The sequence below is a fragment of the uncultured Rothia sp. genome, from assembly GCF_916049665.1.
In the GTDB taxonomy this organism is placed as follows: domain Bacteria; phylum Actinomycetota; class Actinomycetes; order Actinomycetales; family Micrococcaceae; genus Rothia.
Genome location: NZ_CAJZIE010000005.1, coordinates 14,961 through 36,358, shown reverse-complemented (window position 1 = coordinate 36,358; position 21,398 = coordinate 14,961). Strand labels below are relative to the sequence as shown.

The following is a 21,398-nucleotide window of genomic DNA, read 5'->3' as shown; positions in this document are numbered from 1 at the left end:
TGTATCTGTTTTTCTGCCTCTGTTAGACGCCTCTGTTAGAGGCATGCGTGCAGAACGTTCGCTGGGCTTTAGAGCAGGGCTTTAGAGCAGGCCGCCGTCCTTGTCCCACTCCTCGTTGCGTTCGCGAGCGCGGTCCATGGCGTGTGCCGCCTCCTCGTAGGTTTTGAAGGGGCCCCACAGGGAGGTGACGGCGCTCTGCTGGCCTCGCTCAACCTCACCGGTGGCGAGATTGTACCAGTATTCGTCAGCGTGCGGGCTGGTTGCGTCAGCTGCGGCGTTCAGGGTCTTCTCGACTGCCGATTCGATAGCTTCGCTCAAGTGGTTTTTCTTCTCGCTCATGGGTTCTCCTTCGACGGTTTTAAGCCGGTATGTTTAGCGTCTCACACACCTACGGTGGGGGCAATCGGGCAGGGGCAGCATCTCACGTGGCACTCCCCTACTTTTCTCAGCGGCGCGCCGCCTTTCCGCCCTCGCCACCCAGCCCGGTCAGCCTGGAATTTTATTCACAATCTGGGAAAAAGGTACGGCTTATGTATCCGCCGCTTTTTAGCGCCTCCGCAAGGGACACAAACCGCCCACGCCCGGTAAGATGAAACTATGTCTTCAACCAAAACGAATACTTCGCATAATCTTCCCGCAGAGCCCGGTCGTGCACCCGTCGGTTGTCTGACCCCCGGACGCGTCAGCCCGATGCGCCCGGTCCCCTCGCACATTGTTCGCCCCGAGTACGTGGGTAAGCCCACCGCTAACGAGGGTAACGACTCGAACATGTACACCCCCGAGGAAGTTGAGCGGGTTCGCGCAGCCGGCAAGATTGCGGCAGGCGCCATTGTTGAAGCATCCAAGATTTGCGTACCCGGCACTACCACCGACGAGATTGACGTGCTGGTCCACGAGTACATTTGTGACCACGGCGCGTACCCCTCCACCGTGGATTACCGCGGCTATCCCAAGTCCGTGTGCACCTCCCTGAACGAGGTCATCTGCCACGGCATCCCGGACACCACCGTGCTGGAGGACGGCGACATCCTCAACCTGGACGTCACCGCGTACCTTGACGGCATGCACGGCGACACCAACAAGACCCTGCTCATCGGCAACGTGGACGAAGAATCCCGCCTGCTGGTTGAGCGCACCGAGGAGTCCCTGAACCGCGCGATTAAGGCTGTGAAGCCGGGCCGCCAGATTAACGTGATTGGTCGCGTCATTGAGAAGTATGCGGCACGTTTCGGTTACGGCGTGGTTCGCGACTACACCGGCCACGGCGTGGGCCGTGAGTTCCACTCGGGCCTCATCATCCCCCACTATGATGCGGCACCCGCCTACGACACCGAGATTCGCGAGGGCATGATTTTCACCATCGAGCCCATGCTGACCCTCGGCACCATCGAATGGGATCTGTGGGATGACGACTGGACCGTGGTCACCCGCGACCGCAAGCGCACCGCACAGTTCGAGCACACCCTCGTGGTGACCGCTGACGGCGCGGACATCCTCACCCTGCCCTAATCCGCAGCCCTCTGGGTTTCCTGCTTGTACAGGTTCAAACCCAGCACCTCACTTTTTATATCAATTCACCCACTGACAAGCCCGCCCGCTCCCCGGTTATACGGCAGTAGGCGGGGTGAAAGAGAGAGAAAACCATGAGCGATTACGCAGAACCCGGCGTCATCAACGAGCTGCCTGCCCCCACCCCCAAGGACCTGCAGATTGGTGTGGACATTGGAGGCACCGGCATTAAGGGCGGCATCGTCGACCTGCGCACCGGTAACCTCGTCTCGGATCGTTTCCGCATTGACACCCCCAAGCCTGCAACCCCCGCCGCTGTGGCTGAGGTTGTACGCCGCGTAGTTGATGAGCTGCAGGGCCGCGACCTGGCGCCGGACCCCGAGTCGGCTGTCGGCATTGACTTCCCCGCAGTGGTGAAGAACGGTATGGTCTTTTCCGCAGCGAACGTGGACGACTCCTGGATTAACACTGACCTGGAGCAGGTCATGAGCGAGGCTCTGGGTGGCCGCACCGTCTACGGCCTCAACGACGCTGACGCAGCCGGTCTGGCTGAGGCAACCTACGGTCAGGGCCGTAACCGTGACGGTCTGATCGCTGTCATCACCCTGGGCACCGGCATTGGCTCCGCCCTCATCAACGACGGCGTGCTGATCCCGAACACCGAGCTGGGCCACCTGGAGATTGACGGCCACAACGCCGAGTCTCAGGCTTCCGCTCGTGCCCGCGAGGTGCACGAGCTGTCCTGGAAGAAGTACGGCAAGCGCCTGTACCGCTACTTCGAGCACGTTCAGATGCTCTTCTCCCCCGACCTGTTCATCATTGGCGGCGGCATCTCCAAGAACCCGGAGAAGTTCATGCCGTACTTTGAGGATCAGATTCGTACCCCCATGGTCATGGCTGCCCTGCGTAACAACGCGGGTATTGTGGGTGCGGCACTGTGGGCTGGCGGTATGCTGCCGGAGCGTCAGCGCCGCGGTGAAGCATAAGGTTTTCCTAAACCCGCTTGACCCGCGGCCGCGTCAGCACCGCGGCGAAGCGTAAAGCGTAGATACAGCTAAAGGGGCTGTTCCTGAGATGGTTATCTCGGGAACAGCCCCTTTTCTGTATACCACCGCTCAAACTTAGCGGCAGCCGGTTTAGCTAGTTACTCTGCTAGTCAGTTACTGGGCGATGCGATCCTCACGCAGACGCGCAATCGCCTCCTCAAAGTCTTCAAGGTTTTCAAACGCCTGGTACACGCTCGCAAAACGCAGATAGGCGACCGCGTCCAACTTCGATAGCGGCTCCAGGATGGTTAGACCCACCTCGTGCGCGTTAATCTCAGCCAGACCGCGGGCACGAATCAGCTCCTCGACCTCCTGGGCGAGCTTCGCCAAATCGTCCTCGCCCACGGGGCGACCCTGGCATGCCTTACGCACGCCCGCAGCAATCTTCGAACGGTCGAAGGGCTCGGTCACGCCGGAACGCTTAATCACCGAAATGGTGGTGGTTTCAACGGTCGTGAAGCGGCGAGCGCAGGAGGTGCACTGGCGGCGACGGCGAATTGCGGCGCCGTCATCGGTGGTGCGGGAATCCACCACGCGCGAGTCGGTGTGCTTGCAATAGGGGCAGTACATTCGTTTCTCCTTGGCTGGGCGCTAGCGCCCGCGTATACAGCGCTCAAGAATATTTATACCTATTCTACCCTGATATACAGCGGATACACCGTATGGTGTGAGTGAATATACGCTCAGGGTGGACTCTGCTATGCAGAATCCACCCTGACGCTCCCCCGTTCGGGGGTTCAGATATTTTTAGCGGCGAATACAGCTCGGACCGAAAATCGTCTTGATTTCGCCGAAGAGGCTCGGGTTCGGTTCCACGCGCACGCTCGCGTCCAGGAGCACCAGCTGCTCCTTATCGCGGGTGCGGATGAGCATGCGCACATCCGCGGTGCCCTTGTGGTCGCGCAGGGTCTCCTTCAGTTCCTTCAGGTTCGCCTCGGTCACCAGGTACTCGGGTACCACGATGGTGATGGGTGCGGCGCGGCCGTCATCGCTGATTTCCAGAATCTGCAGTTCCTGGGCGCTCATGTTCACGCTGCCGTCGTCGCGGCGCTGTACACGGCCACGAATCGAGCAGATGAGGTCGTCCGCCAGGGCGGCGCCCATCGTCTCGTAGGCGCGGGAGAAGAACATGACCGTAATGGTTGCGCCCGAGGGGTCTTCCAGCTCCACGGAGGCGTACTGGTTGCCGCTGGACTTGGCGATACGGCGCGAAACGCCGGTGAGCATACCCGCGATGGTGACGGTTTCGCCGTCGCGCACGTGCGAGTCTTCACCGATGATGTCGTGCACCGAGTGGGAGGCGGCATCAGAGAGCGCACGTTCCAGGCCGCGCAGCGGGTGGTCCGAAACGTACAGGCCCAGCATGTCACGCTCAAAGTTCAGCTTCTCGCGGCGGTCCCAATCGGGCACGTCCGGGATGGTCACGGTCAGCTCGTCGCCGAGGGCGTCGTCCATGCCGAGGGAGCCGAATAGGTCGAACTGGCCCGCCGCCTCCTTACGCTTGACCGCCACCGCCGCGTCCACTGCCGCCTCGTGAATGAGGGACAGGGAACGGCGCGTATGGCCCAGGTCGTCGAAGGCGCCCGCCTTAATGAGCGACTCGATGGTGCGCTTATTGCACACCTGCAGCGGCACCTTCTTCAGGAAGTCGTTGAAGGACTCGTAGCGGCCCTTCTCCTCGCGGGCGGCAATCATGCCTTCCACAACGTTCGCACCCACGTTACGAATCGCGCCCATACCGAAGCGGATATCCTCACCCACGGGGGCAAACGTCAGGGTGGACTCGTTCACGTCCGGGGCGAGCACGGTAATGCCCATGGCACGGCACTCGTTCAGATACAGCGCAAGCTTGTCCTTGTTATCGCCCACACTGGTCAGCAGAGCAGCCATGTACTCCTGCGGGAAGTGCGCCTTCAGGTACGCCGTCCAGTACGACACCAGACCGTACGCAGCCGTGTGCGCCTTGTTGAACGCGTAGTCAGAGAACGGCAGCAGAATATCCCAGAGCGCCTTAACAGCGCCCTCAGAGTAGCCGTTAGAAATCATGCCGTCGTGGAAGGTAGCGTACTGCTTATCCAGCTCCGCCTTCTTCTTCTTACCCATCGCACGGCGCAGCAAGTCTGCCTCACCCAGAGTGTAGTTCGCGACCTTCTGAGCAATCGCCATAACCTGCTCCTGATACACAATCAGGCCGTAGGTGGTGTCCAGAATGTCCTTGAGCGGCTCTTCCAGCTCAGGGTGAATCGGCTCAATCTCCTGCTTACCGTTCTTACGCAGAGCGTAGTTGGTATGCGAGTTCGCACCCATCGGGCCCGGACGGTACAGCGCCAACACTGCCGAAATGTGCTCGAACTCCTCGGGCTCCATGAGCTTGAGCAACGAGCGCATCGGGCCACCATCGAGCTGGAACACGCCGAGGGTGTCGCCGCGCGCCAGCAGACGGTAGGATTCCGGGTCATCCAGCGGCAGAGACTCAAGGTCAAGGTCAATGCCACGGTTCGATTTAATGTTCTCCACCGCATCAGAAATGATGGTGAGGTTACGCAGACCCAAGAAGTCCATCTTGATCAGGCCCAAGCCCTCACAGGTGGGGTAATCGAACTGGGTAATCACCTGGCCGTCCGCCTCGCGGCGCATCACCGGGATGACGTCCACGAGGTCCTTGCTGGACATAATCACGCCCGCAGCGTGCACACCCCACTGACGCTTCAGACCCTCCAGGCCCTTCGCGGTCTCGAACACCTGGCCGTAAATCTTATCGACCGGGTCCTCGATGAGGGCGCGCAGGTCTGCCGCCTCAGCGTAACGCTTATCCTCTTCGTTGTACACGTTCGCCAGGGCGATGTTCTTACCCATGACGTCCGGCGGCATCGCCTTGGTGAGGCGCTCGCCGACCGAGTACGGCTGGTCCATCACGCGGGAGGCGTCCTTGAGCGCCTGCTTCGCCTTAATGGTGCCGAAGGTGACGATCTGTGCGACCTTTTCTTCACCGTACTTTTCGGTCACGTAGTCGATGACTTCGCCGCGGCGACGATCGTCAAAGTCCACATCGAAGTCGGGCATGGAGACGCGGTCGGGGTTGAGAAATCGCTCGAAGATCAGGTCGTGGTCGAGCGGGTTCAGGTCGGTAATACGCATCGCGTACGCGACCATGGAGCCCGCACCGGAACCACGGCCGGGACCCACGCGAATACCGTTGCGCTTAGCCCAGTTGATAAAGTCGGCGACCACGAGGAAGTAGCCGGGGAAGCCCATGGAGGTAATGACCCCCACCTCGTACTCAGCCTGCTTGCGCACCTTGTCAGGCACGCCGTCCGGGAAGCGGTAGTGCAGGCCCTTCTCGACCTCCTTCACGAACCAGGACTCCTCGTTTTCGCCCTCGGGCACGGGGAAGTTCGGCATGTAGTTCGCCTTGGTGTTGAACTCCACGTTGCAGCGTTCAGCGATTTCGAGGGTGTTCTCGCACGCGCCGGGAATGTCGCCGAACAGGGCGTACATTTCTTCTGCCGAGCGCAGGTAGAAGTTATCCGCGTCGAACTTGAAACGCTTGGGGTCGGTGAGGGTCGAGCCAGACTGCACGCACAGCAGCGCCGCGTGGGCGGTGTGGTCTTCCTGACGGGTGTAGTGCAGATCGTTGGTGGCAACGAAGGGCAGGTTCAGCTTCTTGGCGAGGCGGTGCAGATCCTCCTGGACGTTGCGTTCAATGTCCAGGCCGTGGTCCATGACCTCGCAGTAGAAGTTGTCCTTGCCGAAAATATCGCGGAATTCGCTCGCTGCCTGGACCGCCTCATCGAACTGGCCCAGGCGCAGGCGAGTCTGAACCTCACCGGAGGGGCAACCGGTGGTCGCAATCAGGCCCTTCGAGTAGGTCTGCAGCACCTCGCGGTCCATACGCGGCTTGTACAGCTGGCCTTCCAGCGACGCAATCGAAGAGGCACGGAACAGGTTGTGCATGCCCTCGGTGGTCTCAGCCCACATGGTCATGTGGGTGTACGCGCCACCGCCGGAGACGTCGTCGCGGGAGCCGTCGCCCCAGCGCACACGCGAACGGTCGGTACGGTGCGTGCCGGGGGTCAGGTACGCTTCCACACCAATGATGGGCTTAATGTCGTGCGCTTTAGCCTGACGCCAGAAGTCGAAGGCACCAAAGAGGAAGCCGTGGTCACTGGTCGCCATGGACTTCATGCCGAGTTCTTTAGCGTAGGTGAACAGGTCACCCAGGCGCGCGGCACCGTCGAGCATGGAGTACTCGGTGTGCACGTGCAGGTGCGTAAATTCTTTGGTTGCCACGGGAATCTCCTGGAGGTGTGGGCTGGAGGATGGGCGGTGAATGTGAAGCTGTGTGCGGCGGGGCGCGGGAGGCTCTGCCTAGCCGAGTTTGACGTTGCCGTCACGCAGAGCGGTCAGCGCGTAGGACAAATCGAGCGGGTACTCGCTGGTGAAGGTTACACGCTCGCCGGTGCCGGGGTGGTCGAAGCCCAGGCGGTGCGCGTGCAGCCACTGGCGGGTCAGGCCCAGTTCGGCGCTAAAGCGCGGGTCGGCGCCGTAGGTCAGGTCGCCGCAGCAGGGGTGGCGCAGCGCGGAGAAGTGAACACGAATCTGGTGGGTGCGTCCGGTTTCCAGGTGCACCTCCACCAGCGATGCGGGGCCGAAGGCTTCGAGCACATCGTAGTGGGTGATGGAGTTGCGGCCGTCCTCGACCACGGCAAACTTCCACTCGCTGCCGGGGTGACGGCCGATGGGTGCGTCAATGGTGCCACGCAGCGGGTCAGGCAGACCCTGCACGAGCGTGTGGTAGACCTTGTCCACGGTGCGTTCCTTGAAGGCGCGCTTGAGTTCGGTGTAGGCACGTTCGCTGCGGGCTACGACCATCAGGCCGCTGGTGCCCACATCCAGGCGGTGCACAATGCCCTGGCGTTCTGCCGCACCGGAGGTGGCAACCGAAATACCCTCACCCATCAGCGCGGAGATCACGGTGGGGCCGTGCCAGCCGGGCGAAGGATGCGCTGCCACGCCTGCGGGCTTATCCACCACGACAATGTCGTCGTCCAGGTGCACGATGCGGAAGCCGTCCACCTTTTCGGGGCGGATGTCCGCCAGATCGCGCGGTGCGGGTGCATCGACGACGACCTCGTCGCCCGCGGAAAGCTTGTAGGACTTGCCAATCTTCACGGCCTTGCCGTTGTTGGTCACGGTCACGTGGCCGTCACGAATCCACCCGGAGGTGCGGGTTCGGGGCGCGTCGAGGGCGCCGGCGAGCGCGGCGTCCAGGCGCATACCGGCAAGCGCGCCTTCAACAGTGAATTCGGCGCGGATGCGTGCCGATTCTTCGGCGGCGTTGGTGGTTTCGCTCATGCGGCTCTCCTTCGGGTGGCGGGTGGTGTTGTCTGGGGTGTCTGTGTGAGAGGGGTTGTCTGTGTGAAAACGTCTGTAAGCGCGTGTATCGGCAACCTAGCTGTCGGCGCGTATGCCGGGGCAGGGCGCTGCTACTTGGCGCTCTTTTCCGCGGTGTTCTTGTCAGCGGTGCTCTTGTCCTCAGCCTGCACGCGGGTTCCGTTGAGGTTCAGGCCCTTGAAGTTCAGCAGCACGATGAACGCCATGCACACGCAGATTGCGGAGTCCGCAATATTGAAAATCGCGAAGTTCGGCACGGAAATAAAATCGACCACGTGACCGGAACCGAAGCCGGGCTCACGGAAGAGTCGGTCGAAGAGGTTGCCGCAGATACCGCCGAGCAGTCCGCCCAGCGCGAGGGTCCAGGACAGGGCATGGGTGCGGCGCAACAGGTAAAGCACAACGGAGGCGGCGGCGACCATAACGAGCGTGAAGATCCAGGTGACATTCTCGCCCATGCTGAATGCGGCACCCGAGTTACGAATCGAGTACCACCACAGCAACCCATCGATAACGGTGATGCGCTCCCCCAGCTGCATCTGGGTGACGACCAGGTATTTGGTGCCCTGGTCGATAGCGAACACGACGGCGGCAAGTACGAGCGCAAGAATACCCGCGGAGCGAGCCGAGAGGATGCGCACGCGGCGTCCTTCAGCCTTTGTAGCGGTGTGTGCGACTGAGGATTCAGCGGTCTTGGGGGTGTTGGTCATAGCTCTCCTCTAGTCTGTGCCGGTTGCTGCACGCCCGAACGCAAACCGGGTGCGGTACCGTTCGATAGTGCCCCTCTAGCTTAGCAAATCGGGGTAGACCATCGAGTATCCGGCGGTGATGTGGCGGGTACTCTCCCCCGCTTCTTACGCTGGGTTATTGCACCGTGCCGGGCAGGTATGAGAATACCGCCCGGTTCTCTCCATCTTCCCCGGTGAATAGCGGTGGAAGAGAAAGAATCCGGGCGGCATACGCCTCAAAGCGTCGTGAGCTTAGCGTCGTTAGCTTATTTAGGCGAACTGTTCTATGCGGAAGCCTCGATGGATTTGAGGTTCTTCAGCTCCTGAACCTGTGCGTCCAGGTGCTGCAGCAGCTTGGAGCGGTAACGGCTCTCGAAGCCGCGCAGAGCCTCAACAGCAATCTCCAGCTCTTCCTTCTCGTCGGTGAGGCGAGAGAGAACCTCTTCGCGCTGCTGCTGAGCTTCGCTCACCATAGCGTCTGCCTTCTTCTCTGCCTCTTCAATCAGTTCAGCCTTAGCCTTCTCGCCCTGTGCCACGTAGTCGTCGTGAACCTTCTGTGCCATGGCGAGCAGTGCTGCCGCATCCTGAGGTGCCGCTGCCGGTGCAGCCGAGGACTGTGCGGGTGCTACAGCCGCTGCGGGGGAATCGGGCGCGTTTGCGGAGAGTTGCTCAACCTGGCGCTCCAGGGCGTCACGCTCGGAGTAGAGTGCACGCAGTTCGACAACGAGCTCGTCCAGGAAGTCGTCGACCTCGTTGCGGTCGTAACCGGACTCTTCGGTGACGATCTTGAAGCTCTTAGTGATTAGGTCTTCGGGGGTGATTGCCATGGGCTTCTCCTCTGGGTATCCCTACGGGGTTTGGTGGTGATGTTGAGTGCCGCGGATTCACCAGCCAGATAGCGCGTGGCCCCAATATTTCAGGGTCCCGATGATTCAGGGCATGGCTATGCCGCGATGCAGTCGTTGGCACCAATTCTACTATTCTTTGGTTTCTGTGCCCGGTTATACGTCGGTTGAACCGTAAAATATTCGCTCTGCGCAAGGGTGGGATTCACCACGTCTAATATCCGCCCTAGTCCCCGTTTGTCCCCCTTGAGTTTTCTGCCCTGCGGTGCATTTCTACAAGGTTTTCTAGGAGGCATTTTGACGCTCCCCGTACACAGAAACCCCAGACGCAGAAAACCCCGCCGGCGCTCCACCCCATGAGGGGTGCCAAGCGCAGGCGGGGCTCAAACTCTAGCTCTCTAGCCTCTCAGCCGAACGGGTCGAACGGGCGGTTTAGGAGAATGCTGCGGTTGCCCGCATCATGATGCTCAGCAGGAAAGACAGCAGAACAATCAGAATCAGGAAACCGGTATCCAACGCAACGTTACCCACGCGCACCGGCGGGATCAGGCGGCGCAGCTGGTTCATCGGCCAGTCCGTCACCGCGTACACGCCGCTGGCGAAGAGCAACACAATGCCCTTGGGTCGCCATTCCGGTGCGAACATGCGCACCCAGTCAAAGAGCATGCGCAGAAGCATCGCAATGTAGAGAACGTAGACAACGATCGTAATGAGGGCGAAAATATAACCCATCTATCAGTCCTTAGCCCTGGTCGAAGGGGAATTCGCCGTCGGTCTCGAAGCCGGCGGGAACCTCAGAGTTAGCCACACCCAGAACCTCCAGGTTGGAGGGGGTCAGCAGGAACACCTTAGCGGTGACGCGCTCAATGCGGCCCTCCAGAGCGAATGCCAGACCGGAGGCGAAGTCTACCAGGCGCTTAGCGTCTGCGTCGGGCATCTCTTCCACGTTCATAATCACGGGGATGTTCTCGCGGAATGCCTCACCAATGATCTTTGCGTCATTGTAGGAGCGGGGGTGGATAGTGGTGATACGACGCAATTCGTCCTCTTCTTCCTCGTAACCGTAGGTGTATCCGTTGGTTTCTTCGGGCGCGTAGCCCTCTTCGTAGTAGCCGTCGTTGGAGTACGTCTCGGCGTACTGCTCGGTGTATTCGGTATTCGGCACCGGGGTGTCCTCCCAATTGTCTGCGCTGGCGTCGTCCCAGGTCTGTTCGGTTTCTGCCAGGTCAGCTGTGGTTTCAGGTGTATGAGCGGTGGCGTGTGCCGCTGCATCTACGGTTGCTCGTCCGTCGGCAGGTTCTTCTGCGTCCAGATACTCGGTTTCTGTACCGTCATCGTAGCTATCAGCCTGCAGGTACTCTTCCTGTTCAGTATAGGCGGGTTCGTCCTGCTGGCGGTAGGTTTCGCTCTGCGGCTCGACTGCACTGTTGCTGTACTGTGCCGAGCCGGGCAGTGCTGAGAGCCGGTTAGGGTCCTCGGTCTTCTGTGCTGCAGCAGCCTGCCCTGCGGAGGCGGTTGCCTCCCTACGGGTGTCAGCCTGCACAGCCTGCGGGGATTCTTCCGGCGTCGCCTCAGCGTCCTGGTATCGTTCCAGGCCGAGGAAACCCGCCAGACGGCTTTGTTTCGCCATGATTCTCTCGCTGTTCTTTGCTTGTGGTGTACAGGGTCTGCCGTGGTGCTTCGTCAGAAGGTGTGTGCGCGTGACGGTACGTCATGCACCGGCATGTATATATTACCAGCGCCCACCCCGCGCGGGCGGTCAGGGCACCGATGATTATTCCGCCGAAAGCAGACCCGGAACTATAACCATTGAAGGGCCGCGGTTGAATAGGGCTTAGAGCGCCGGGCGCTGACCCATAATGTCGCTACCGACGCGCACGCAGGTCGAGCCCCAACGCACCGCCGCCTCCAGGTCGCCGCTCATGCCGGCGGAAATCTCAGTCGCGTGCGGCACCTGCTCACGCACCAGCGACGCCAAGCCGTACAGCTTCTCGAACGCCTCGTCCGGGTTCATGCCCAGCGGCGCCACCGCCATCACGCCACCGCAACGCAGGTGCTCGTGGTTCTCGATGCGCTCCACCAGCTCCAGCAGCTCGGAGGCGCTCGTACCACCACGCGCGCCCTCGGCAGCGTGGCCAGCCGTAGCAACCTCCGCCAGGGACACCTGCACCAGGCAGGTCAGCGCCCCCTGCTCCGCCGCGGCGGGTGCGGGCGCCTCCCCCGCCTCAAAGCGGGAGATCTGGTTCGCGTACGCCTTCGCCAGGGCGTCCGCCAGGGAGGGGCGGTCCACCGAATGCACACTGGAAGCGTACTTGACCACGGACTTCGCCTTATTCGTCTGCAACTGGCCGATGAACGCCCAGTGCGGGGGCTGCACCTCACGCTGGGCGCAGTAGGCGGCGAGCTCACGAGCCTTCGCGCTCGCCTCCTGGTCGCGGTTCTCGCCGAAGAGGGACACTCCCCCATCCAGCAGCGCCGCCGCGTCGGAGGCGGGGAAGAACTTCGTGACCGTCACCAGCTGCACCGGGGCGCTCGCCTCGGTACGCACCGCGCTATGGTCCTGTTCAGCGGTGCGGATACGCTCAAGCACGCGGCGGTAGCTCTGCAACAGCTGCTCGGCACGTTCGGGAGTGTACTGCAGGTTCTCTTCTACGTTCATTTCAGGCATCTTCTCTCCTTCAGCGGCTCTCTATCTTCAGCGGCTCTCTATCTTTAGCGGCTCTGTCTTTAGCAGCTCTAGGCGGCGGGCTCCGCAAGCTTCTCAAGCCACACCAGACCCGCGATACGACCCGGCTTCTCACCGCGGTTCGTGAACCCGCGATGCGAATACACCTCGGGCTCCTCAAACGTGCACTGCGCACAATCCGTGCTCACCTGCACGCCTGCATCCTCCAGCACGGCGCGGGCACCGGCGGGCAAATCCAGTCCGGGGGTCTGCTGGCTGGTCACCGCGTGCACCTGCGGAATCAGTTCGGTAGACTCGGTGCGCATCGCCTCGGGCACCTCGTAGCAACTACCGCAAATGCTCGGACCCAGCCAGGCGGTAATTTTCTCCGCGCCAAGCTGACGCATCCGTTGCACGGTCTGCTGGAGCACGCCGTCGAGCAGGCCTCGGCGGCCAGCGTGAGCCACCGCCAGGATTGGTTGCCAGTTCGCGACCCGCTCACCCACCAGCACCACGGGAATGCAGTCCGCCACCATAATCGCCAGGGGCACGCCCTCACTGCTAATCGCCGCATCGGCGACCGGGGAGTTCTCCAGCACCGCGCGGGCACGCTCAGCGGTACGCTCCTCGGGTGCACCGGGCGCGTAGGATTCCACCGCGTAGTCTTCCGGGTAGGCAATCTGCACACCGTGCACCTGGTTCAGGTAGAAGAACGGGTCGGTACCCAGCGCTTCCTCCAGCGCGGCACGGTGGTTGAGGGTGCGCACCAGGGAGGCATCCATACCGCCGCCGAGCTCATCGTCCACGTGCAGGCCCAGGTTGCCTGCCGCGCGGGAAGTGAAACCCACCCGCACACGCCAAGAGCCCAGGGTGCGGGTATCGGCTGAGGCAAGTAGTGGAGTTTTGGGAGCGTCGCTCATCGTCTATTCCTTCATCAGATGTCAGCAGGTATAACGGCGGGTATAGCAAAGGGGAGCCGAGAACCGCACAAAGTGCGTGTTTCTCAGCTCCCCTATAGCTTCATAAGACTCTCAGCCGTGCAACGCTTAGGCGTTCACAGCCGGGCAGACTACTTCAGGAAGTCAGGGACGTCCAGGGTGTCGCGGCGAGCCGGAGCTTCCTCCACAACCGGGGGAAGGTCAACGTCGAAGCCAGCAGCGCCGGTGGAAGCCGGAGCAGCAGCGGGTGCGTTGTAGCCGTAGCCGTTAGCAGCCGGAGCAGCCGCAGCGGTGGAACCGCCGAAGGATGCCTGGGTGCGCTGAGCCTGAGTAGCCGCAGCAGTGGAAGCGTTGGAGTTGGTCTCCGGGTTCACTGCGTCGAAGCCAGCAGCAATCACGGTCACGCGAGCCTCATCGCCCAGTGCGTCGTCAATAACCGCACCGAAGATGATGTTTGCGTCGGGGTGAGCAACTTCCTGAACCAGGCGTGCAGCCTCGTTGATCTCGAACAGACCCAGGTCGGAGCCACCCTGAATGGACAGCAGAACGCCGTGTGCACCGTCGATGGATGCTTCCAGCAGCGGCGATGCGATAGCCAGCTCAGCTGCCTTCACTGCGCGGTCCTCACCGGATGCCGAGCCGATACCCATCAGAGCCGAACCTGCACCCTGCATGACGGACTTAACGTCAGCGAAGTCAAGGTTGATCAGGCCGGGGGTGGTGATCAGGTCGGTAATGCCCTGCACACCGGAGAGCAGAACCTGGTCAGCGGACTTGAATGCGTCCAGCATGGAGACGTTGCGATCCGAAATCGACAGCAGTCGGTCGTTCGGAATAACGATCAGGGTATCAACCTCATCGCGCAGAGCAGCGATACCGGTCTCAGCCTGGTTGGAGCGGCGACGACCCTCGAAGGTGAAGGGGCGGGTCACCACACCAATGGTCAGAGCGCCGAGGGAGCGGGCAATACGTGCCACGACGGGTGCACCACCGGTACCGGTGCCACCACCCTCACCTGCGGTCACAAAGACCATGTCTGCGCCCTTGAGGACTTCCTCAATTTCCTGCGCGTGATCCTCGGCTGCCTGACGGCCAACCTCGGGGTTTGCGCCCGCGCCAAGACCGCGGGTCAGCTCACGACCAACGTCCAGCTTAACGTCTGCATCGGACATCAGCAGAGCCTGAGCGTCAGTGTTGATAGCAATGAACTCAACGCCGCGCAGACCAACCTCAATCATGCGGTTGACTGCGTTGACGCCACCGCCGCCGATACCAACGACCTTGATGACTGCCAAGTAGTTCTGGGGAGTTCCAGCGTCCATGTATTCCTCGATTGTTCCGTGTTCCAGCTTCGGAAGACCCGCAGCTTAATCTAAGCCTGAAGGTTTCCTCTAAAGAATGACTTTATCTGCTAGGATACCAAACTGTTTTTGTTGGTTCCTAGTCACACAGCGCAATTACCCCCTCTTTTTGCGGATTTCACACAAAAAGGGAGGATAAAGCGCCTGAATGGTTCCCCTATCGGGTCACCGGTACGCGCGGGGCAGACACGTCGTAGACGGTCACCTTCTGCGTCCGTGCCTCGGAGGAGCTCTCCTCCTGAGCACGCTTAGCAATAGCCTGGCGCAGGGAGAGAAGGACCTTAGCCTTCAACTCGCTCTCTTCAGCGGTTCCCCACTGCACCGTAGTATTATCCCTCAAGGTTAGAGTGATACTTGAGGTTGAGGTAGCGCTGGCTTCCTTAACCTGAGCTAGAAGTTCAGAGGGCATCGCCGAAAGCGCCGTAGAAATGGTGCGGAATTCAGCCGAAGTCTGCGGGTCATCGCCGCTGAAACGCACCAGCGGCACCGAGGTATCGGGCTGAGTTGCCGACTCCAGCAGGCTCACACCATCACTATCAACAGTATGGTACGTATCGCCCTGCTTCACAACCGCAACCGCGGTACGCTCCTTCAGAGTCACCACCAGCTCATGCGGCGGGCGGCTCTCCACCTGCACACTACGAATCACGTTATCCTGCCCGATTAGCTCACGCACCTTCTTCTCGTCGATGCGAGTGAGCGGAACACCACGCAGGGGCTCCAGCTTCTGCTCCACCTGAGTGGTCTCCAGCAGGGATGCGCCGCGCACCGTAATCTTCTGAGTCGCCAACAGGGGCGAGAAGAAGACCAGCACCACGTACAGCACCGCGATAATAGCCAGCGCCGAGGCGGTGTACAGCAGCTTGCGGGCACGAGTCAGAGGCGCACGCTCCTTACGGGGGCGTTCCTCAGCACGCAGACCGTCCAGACCCGGATCCTGACGCAGACGCTCACGCTGAGCCTGGCGGCTCGCACGCTCACGCTCCTTCTCAATCTCCGCGGCACGCTGCTGCTCACGCTCGGCACGCCAACGACCGAAACGGCTCGTGGGGCGAGGCTCTTCAGCAGCCTTCTCCCCCGCCTTATCAGTGCTCTTATCGGCGTTTTCCTCAGCCTTCGGGGCGGCAGGCTCTTCACGAGATTCAGCAGAGGCCTTGGAGGAGCCAGGCTTCTTGTCAGAGCCCTTATCGCTGTCCTTGCCGGCGCTCTTCTCGGCCTGCGCGGACGCAGACTTAGCCGCAGACTTAGCGGATGCGGCCTGAGCAGAAGAAGTCTTAGAAGAAGAATCCTCAAACGCCTCAACGTCAAACAGCTCGGGCGCGTGCTCAACCTCAGACACGGTGCGACCGGTCATCAGCGCCGAACGCACCGAATCCTTCAGAGACTGCGCCGAAGAATGCACCGCTGCAGCGCTCTTCTGAGCCGAAGAATCAGCACCGTGCTGAGCGGAAGCCTTATGAACCACCGGCTTACGCGGCACATGGCGAACAGGGCTCGAAGACTGGGTAGCGGCTGCCTGGGCCGCGCCCTCGGAGGCGGTAGCCTTGGCGGGCTTCACGGCCTCCGCAGACTTCGTGGCTTCCGCGGGCTGTAGAGCCTCGGCAGACTCTGCGCTCTTTACGGCCTGCGGCTGCACGGGCTTAACCTGTGCCGCCTCAACCGGCGCATTCTCAGCCGCCTGCTGGGCACGCAAACGAGCACGCGAACGCGGAGCCTTCGGCACGCGCGAGGAGGAATGCCCCTCCGAAGAGAGACCAGAACTCATCGGCACAGCCTAAGCCTCCGACTTCTTCGACTCGCCACCGTGACGAACCTGCAGGGACTCCAGCAGACGAGCACCCAAAGCGGTCACGTCACCGGCGCCAACGGTCATCACAATATCGCCGCTCTGAGCGCACGCCACGATATCCTCAATAGCGCCCTCAGCGGTAGCGTAACGAACCTCAGAGAAACCAGCACCGGTAATCAGCTCACTGGTCACACCCTCAATCGGCAGCTCACGAGCCGGGTAAATATCCAGCACATGAGCGCGGTCAGCCATCGACAGAGCCTGCGCGAACTCCTTCGCGAACTCGCGAGTACGCGAGAACAGGTGAGGCTGGAAAATCACGTACAGGTTGTGGCCGTCAGCCACGGTACGACCGGTCTCCAAGGCACGGAACACCTCGGTCGGGTGATGCGCATAATCATCAAAGACCTTCACGCCGGCAACCTCACCGCGCAGGGTGAAGCGGCGGTCAGCACCCACAAACTCAGCCAGAGCGGGAGCAATATCGGCAGCCTCGTAACCAGAAATCAACGCCGAAGCAAAAGCCGCAGAAGCATTCAGCTGGTTGTGAATACCGGGCACCTTCAGAGCGATATCCTGCTCACCCTCATAACGCACGCCACGGCACTCAAAAGACCACGACAGGTGCGAAGAAGAAGACGAACCAGCGCTGGTAATCTCGCTAATGCGCAGGTCAGCATCCGCAGACTCGCCATAGGTCACCACGGGAACACCCGCCGCACGAGAACGAGCCGCAAGAGTAGCCGCGCCCGCATCATCAGCGCAGGTCACCACAACGCCGTTAGGAGCCAGCGAACCCACAAAACGGTTGAACGCTTCAAAGACACGCTCATCGGTCTCGTAGAAATCCAGGTGGTCCGGCTCAACGTTCGTCACCACAGCAATCGCCGGGCGGTAACGCACAAACGAGCCGTCCGACTCATCAGCCTCAGCCACAAAAATCGACTCCGGACCCTGAGCACCCAGATGAGCGTTCGTGCCGCGACCAGCAATCACGGTGCCCACCGCAAACGACGGGTCAGCGCCCAGCTGATCAAACATCACAGAAATCATGGAGCTAGTCGTGCTCTTACCGTGAGTACCGGCAACAGCAACCACCTGAGACTCACCCATCACAGCGGCCAGCGCCTCAGAACGATGTAGCACACGCAGACCCTGCGCACGAGCGGCAACAAGCTCCGGGTTATCCTCACGAATCGCAGTAGAAATCACCACGGTATCAACGTCCACAATGTTCTCAGCCTGCTGAGGAACACCCACACGAGCACCCGCAGCACGCAAAGACTCAACAGTAGCCGACTCGGCACGATCCGAACCGCTCACCGTCACGCCAGCCTGCAGCATCAGAGCGGCAATAGCGCTCATACCCGCGCCACCAATACCGATGAAATGCACACGGCCCAACTCGCTCATCTTCGCACGCTCAGGGAACGGCGGGTTGAGCGGAGCCGGCAACACCATCTCAAGATTCATCAATTCAGTCATTACTTCTCAGCTGCCTTCAATACTGCTTCAGCCATAACGCGCGCCGCGTCACGGATACCAAGTTCATACGCCGCAGCGCCCATGCGCTCCAGCTCCTCCGGGTTCGCCATAAGAGCCGGAATCTCACGGGCAAACCACTCACCGGTGACTTCTGCATCCTTCACCAGCAGAGCCGCAGACGCCTCCACCAGAGAACGAGCATTCAGAGCCTGCTCACCATTACCAATGGGAAGCGGCACAAAAATCGCGGGAACACCCACCGCAGCAACCTCGCTCACGGTCGCCGCGCCCGAACGCACCAGCAGAAGATCAGCGGCAGCATACACATCCTGCATGCCGTTGCTGAACTCAATCTGACGGTAATTCGGGGCGCTCAACAGCTCACCGTTCTCATCCAGAACAGCCTTACCCTTACCGGTAATGTGCAGAATCTGGAAATCCCACTCCGCAAAGTGGTCACGGCACGCCGCCACCGCATTATTCAGGCTCAACGCACCCAACGAACCGCCGGTCACAATCACGGTCGGCTTCTGCGGGTCCAGACCCAGGTTACGGCGAGCCTTCGAACGGTGCGCCTCACGGTTCAGGTAGGCAATCTCATCCTTCATCGGCATGCCCACCAGGGTTGCGCGCGGGAAAGGAGTATTAGGGAACGCCACACCGGTGAACTTCGCAAACGAACCACCCAGGCGGTTCGCCAAACCGGGCTTCGCATTCGCCTCATGAATCACCACGGGAATCTTAGCGCTCAACGCCGACAGGTACGCCGGCGGGCACACGTAGCCGCCCACGCCAACAACCACATCCGCATCTGCTTCCTTGAGGATGCGGCGGGTCTTCGACAGGCCACCAAAGAACTTAGCGGGGAAAGCCAAAGCGGCACGGTTAATGCTACGAGGGAACGCCGCGCGAGGAATAAACTCAATATCGAAACCAGCTGCCGGAACCAGCTCGGCTTCCATCTTGTCCGCAGTGCCCAGCATCAGAATCTTAGCGTTCGGCTCAAGATCACGAACCGCACGCGCAATCGCGAGCATCGGATTAATATGACCGGCGGTGCCACCACCGGCGAAGACTATAGAGGGCGCCTTCTTCGTCATAGGTCTTTCTCCCAACACATCGGTACAGCATCATTTTACGCTATCGCACCTGTTCAATAGAGCGCCCCCGCCATTGAGCTATGACTCAACGGCGAGGGCGTTATCTCTTATTCAGCGCATATTCATCACCGGCGGAAGCACAATCCACAGCCCCGCTCCCCCGAACGCCAGCTCTCACGATGCCGGCTACACGGGGTGGGGTCCCCTGGGTTTAGCCCTGCTTACGGGTGCCCCGCTGAGCTGAGTTCCGAGCCGCACCCTGAGCCGGACGCTGCTGAGCGCCGTTCTTCTGCGCGGCCTTTGCCTGAGCACCCTTTACCTGAGCACCCTGTCGCGGCGCTGCCTGACGCTGAGTACCCTGTCGCTGGGCGCGACGCTGACGGTCCTCTGGATGCAGCGGTTGCAGACCCGCAGGTAGTGAACCCGAGGGGCGGTGCTGCGGGCTACGGGGCTGGGCAGTACGAGGCTGAGCTGCCCGCTTCTGCGCAGCAGGCTGCTGAGCATTACGCGGCTGCACGGCGCGCTGCTGTACAGCTTGCTTCGGAGCCGCGGGCTTCTGACCTGCGGGCTTCGCAGCTGTCGCCTTCTGAGCGGGCTTACCCTGACCGGTACGCGGCTGAGAAGCACGAGCCTGAGCGGGTGCCTGATTCGAAACAGGCTTCTTCGCGGGAGCACCAGCCGAAGACACAGGCTTCTGAGCCTGACTCTTCGGAACGCTCTTCTGCTGAGGCGCCTTCTTCGGTGCAGCCTTCTGCTCCGCCTTCACGCGGGCAGCCTCTTCACGAGCCAGACGCGCCTCCTCGCGAGCACGACGAGCCTCTTCACGAGCCTGCGCCGCCTCACGGCGAGCCTGCTCCCGTTCCTGACGCTCCTGCTCCCGGGCCTGGCGTTCCTGCTCTTTCTGCTGCTCACGAGCCATACGAGCCAGCTCACGCTGCTGATCCGGGGCAAAACCCAACCAGCGGCGCAAAGTACTCTCCGGACCAAACATCAGCGCGAACGGGTTTTGCTCCTTCAACAGGTGGCCACCGGCAGCCGCACGAGCCGCCTCCTCCTGATTCAGAACAATCTGCAACGGCGTACGACGCTGCCAGTCAGCATTCGCACGACGAACCTCACGCACACTCTGGGTCTCAATATTCGACGGTTCCGTCGCACCACGCAACGGAGTCTGCCGCGCAAACGCCAACAACAAGCCCGCCGCAAACAACGACGACAACAGCGACGAACCACCGTACGAAACGAACGGCAGAGGCACACCAATCACCGGCAAAAGACGGGACACCATGCCCATATTGATAATCGCCTGAGAGGTCAACCAAATCATGATGCCGCCCGTCGCCAAACGCACCAGCGGATCAGTAGTACGCAGCATAATACGCACCGCGCAATACACCAGGCCCACATACAGCAGCAGAACCGCCAGCGTACCCAGCAGACCAAGCTCCTCACCAATAATGGCGAAAATATAGTCGTTATGCGCCTCAGCCAGGTAGTTGTACTTCTGACGCGACTGGCCCAGACCAACGCCCAAGAAACCACCGGTCGCCAACGCCACCTCACCAGAATTCGCCTGGTCACAGTTAGCGTTCGTACACGAACCCCAAATACCGAAAATACGCGCCACACGGTTCGCGCTACTGAGCACACCCACCAGCGCCAACACCGCAAACGCGCCGCCAATCTTCAGCAGCGAACTGCGAGAAGCACCCGCCAGCCACATCATGCCCACGAAGATGAAGCCATACACCATGGCGGTACCCATGTCACCGCCGAGCATAATCAGCAGGACCAGGGCGCCCACACCATAAATCGAAGGGAACAGCGTACGCCAAATACTGCGAGAGATATCGCCGTGGCGGCTGTACACCCACGCCAGCCACATAATAATCGCCAGCTTCGAAAACTCCGACGGCTGAATCTGTCCGATTCCGGGGAGCTTCAACCAGTTACGGTTACCGTTCACCTCAACGCCAACGACCACCACAGCAAGCTGCATGACCAGCGCGGTGGCCAGCATCGCGTACACCACAAACTTCTTGTGGTACACACCCACCGGGATACGTGTAATACCCACCATCGCGAGAACGCCCACGACCAAGAACATGATCTGAGACGAAACCTGCGAGAACGGCGACTGGCCCTGAGAAATCATGGTGACGCTCGAAGCCGACAGCACCATAATGCAGCCAAAAATAGCCAGACCCAGGGTCGTCACCAGCAGCATCACCGGCACATCCCATAGGTCAGCCTTCAAACCACGACGGTACAGCCTACCGGCACGAGCACGGAACGGCGCAGAGAAATCCTCCAAACCGGCTCGCAAAGACCCCCAACGACCACTCGTAGTCGAACGCGCCGAAGAAGCCGAACGCTCCGAAGATGCGCTGGTACTCACATGCCCTCCTATAGGCCTCAACTGCCACGGATCCGTCGTGGCGAATACACGAAAAAGGTTCAGGGGTGGGACACCGTTACCATCCCACCCCCGAGAAGAAGCCGCAGAAAGCACCCCGGTCACCCGAAGCGCCCTCTGCA

At 61.0% G+C, this 21,398-nt stretch carries 17 protein-coding genes; 2 read left to right on the top strand and 15 right to left on the bottom strand.

The features are described from left to right. Positions 1-81 precede the first annotated feature (81 nt). Positions 82-339 carry a hypothetical protein gene (locus QZ540_RS00975; protein ID WP_294627043.1) on the bottom strand — a complete coding sequence of 86 codons (258 nt, stop codon included), beginning with the start codon at positions 337-339 and terminating at the stop codon, positions 82-84. Positions 340-597: 258 nt separating this feature from the next. On the opposite strand from QZ540_RS00975, the gene map reads away from it, so the two are divergent. Together map and ppgK are read left to right on the top strand one after the other, a co-directional pair. Further along, positions 598-1,509, top strand: a complete 912-nt coding sequence (gene map / locus QZ540_RS00970; protein ID WP_049354871.1) for a type I methionyl aminopeptidase — start codon at positions 598-600, stop codon at positions 1,507-1,509. A 134-nt stretch (positions 1,510-1,643) separates the two neighbouring features. Further along, entirely contained in the window at positions 1,644-2,495 is an 852-nt protein-coding gene (ppgK, locus tag QZ540_RS00965) for a polyphosphate--glucose phosphotransferase (RefSeq protein WP_294627040.1), read from the top strand. Positions 2,496-2,669: 174 nt separating this feature from the next. Here ppgK and nrdR read toward each other — a convergent pair whose 3' ends face one another. The 14 genes from nrdR to QZ540_RS00895 all read right to left on the bottom strand — a co-directional run bounded on the left by nrdR (position 2,670) and on the right by QZ540_RS00895 (position 21,258). Further along, on the bottom strand, positions 2,670-3,125 hold the full coding sequence (nrdR, locus tag QZ540_RS00960; RefSeq protein WP_005506525.1) for a transcriptional regulator NrdR: 456 nt from the start codon (positions 3,123-3,125) through the stop codon (positions 2,670-2,672). A 177-nt stretch (positions 3,126-3,302) separates the two neighbouring features. Continuing rightward, on the bottom strand, positions 3,303-6,845 hold the full coding sequence (gene dnaE / locus QZ540_RS00955; RefSeq protein ID WP_294627038.1) for a DNA polymerase III subunit alpha: 3,543 nt from the start codon (positions 6,843-6,845) through the stop codon (positions 3,303-3,305). Between the two features lie 78 nt (positions 6,846-6,923). After that, a complete protein-coding gene (locus QZ540_RS00950) occupies positions 6,924-7,910 on the bottom strand; it encodes an RluA family pseudouridine synthase (protein WP_294627036.1) in 987 nt (328 codons plus the stop codon). Positions 7,911-8,041: 131 nt separating this feature from the next. Then, entirely contained in the window at positions 8,042-8,659 is a 618-nt protein-coding gene (gene lspA, locus QZ540_RS00945) for a signal peptidase II (protein WP_294627034.1), read from the bottom strand. Between the two features lie 302 nt (positions 8,660-8,961). Further along, positions 8,962-9,504 carry a DivIVA domain-containing protein gene (locus tag QZ540_RS00940; RefSeq protein WP_070667253.1) on the bottom strand — a complete coding sequence of 181 codons (543 nt, stop codon included), beginning with the start codon at positions 9,502-9,504 and terminating at the stop codon, positions 8,962-8,964. Positions 9,505-9,954: 450 nt separating this feature from the next. Next, a complete protein-coding gene (locus tag QZ540_RS00935; RefSeq protein WP_294627031.1) occupies positions 9,955-10,254 on the bottom strand; it encodes a YggT family protein in 300 nt (99 codons plus the stop codon). A 10-nt stretch (positions 10,255-10,264) separates the two neighbouring features. After that, positions 10,265-11,152, bottom strand: coding sequence for a cell division protein SepF (locus QZ540_RS08450; protein ID WP_363279936.1), 888 nt, complete (start codon positions 11,150-11,152; stop codon positions 10,265-10,267). A 204-nt stretch (positions 11,153-11,356) separates the two neighbouring features. Next, positions 11,357-12,190 (bottom strand): YggS family pyridoxal phosphate-dependent enzyme, encoded by an 834-nt coding sequence (locus QZ540_RS00925; protein WP_294627029.1) that lies wholly within the window; start codon positions 12,188-12,190, stop codon positions 11,357-11,359. Between the two features lie 68 nt (positions 12,191-12,258). After that, positions 12,259-13,107, bottom strand: a complete 849-nt coding sequence (locus QZ540_RS00920) for a polyphenol oxidase family protein (protein WP_294627027.1) — start codon at positions 13,105-13,107, stop codon at positions 12,259-12,261. A 149-nt stretch (positions 13,108-13,256) separates the two neighbouring features. Then, entirely contained in the window at positions 13,257-14,447 is a 1,191-nt protein-coding gene (gene ftsZ, locus QZ540_RS00915; protein ID WP_005507755.1) for a cell division protein FtsZ, read from the bottom strand. Positions 14,448-14,643: 196 nt separating this feature from the next. Continuing rightward, positions 14,644-16,251: a cell division protein FtsQ/DivIB gene (locus tag QZ540_RS00910; protein WP_294627025.1), complete on the bottom strand. Its 1,608-nt coding sequence runs from the start codon at positions 16,249-16,251 to the stop codon at positions 14,644-14,646. Between the two features lie 9 nt (positions 16,252-16,260). Further along, a complete protein-coding gene (gene murC, locus QZ540_RS00905; protein WP_294627023.1) occupies positions 16,261-17,760 on the bottom strand; it encodes a UDP-N-acetylmuramate--L-alanine ligase in 1,500 nt (499 codons plus the stop codon). Then, positions 17,760-18,860, bottom strand: coding sequence for an undecaprenyldiphospho-muramoylpentapeptide beta-N-acetylglucosaminyltransferase (gene murG / locus QZ540_RS00900; RefSeq protein ID WP_294627021.1), 1,101 nt, complete (start codon positions 18,858-18,860; stop codon positions 17,760-17,762). The genes murC and murG overlap by 1 nt, the downstream gene beginning before the upstream one ends. Positions 18,861-19,071: 211 nt before the next feature. Further along, complete coding sequence (locus QZ540_RS00895; protein WP_294627019.1) at positions 19,072-21,258, bottom strand: FtsW/RodA/SpoVE family cell cycle protein; 2,187 nt, start codon at positions 21,256-21,258, stop codon at positions 19,072-19,074. Between the last annotated feature and the right edge of the window lie 140 nt (positions 21,259-21,398).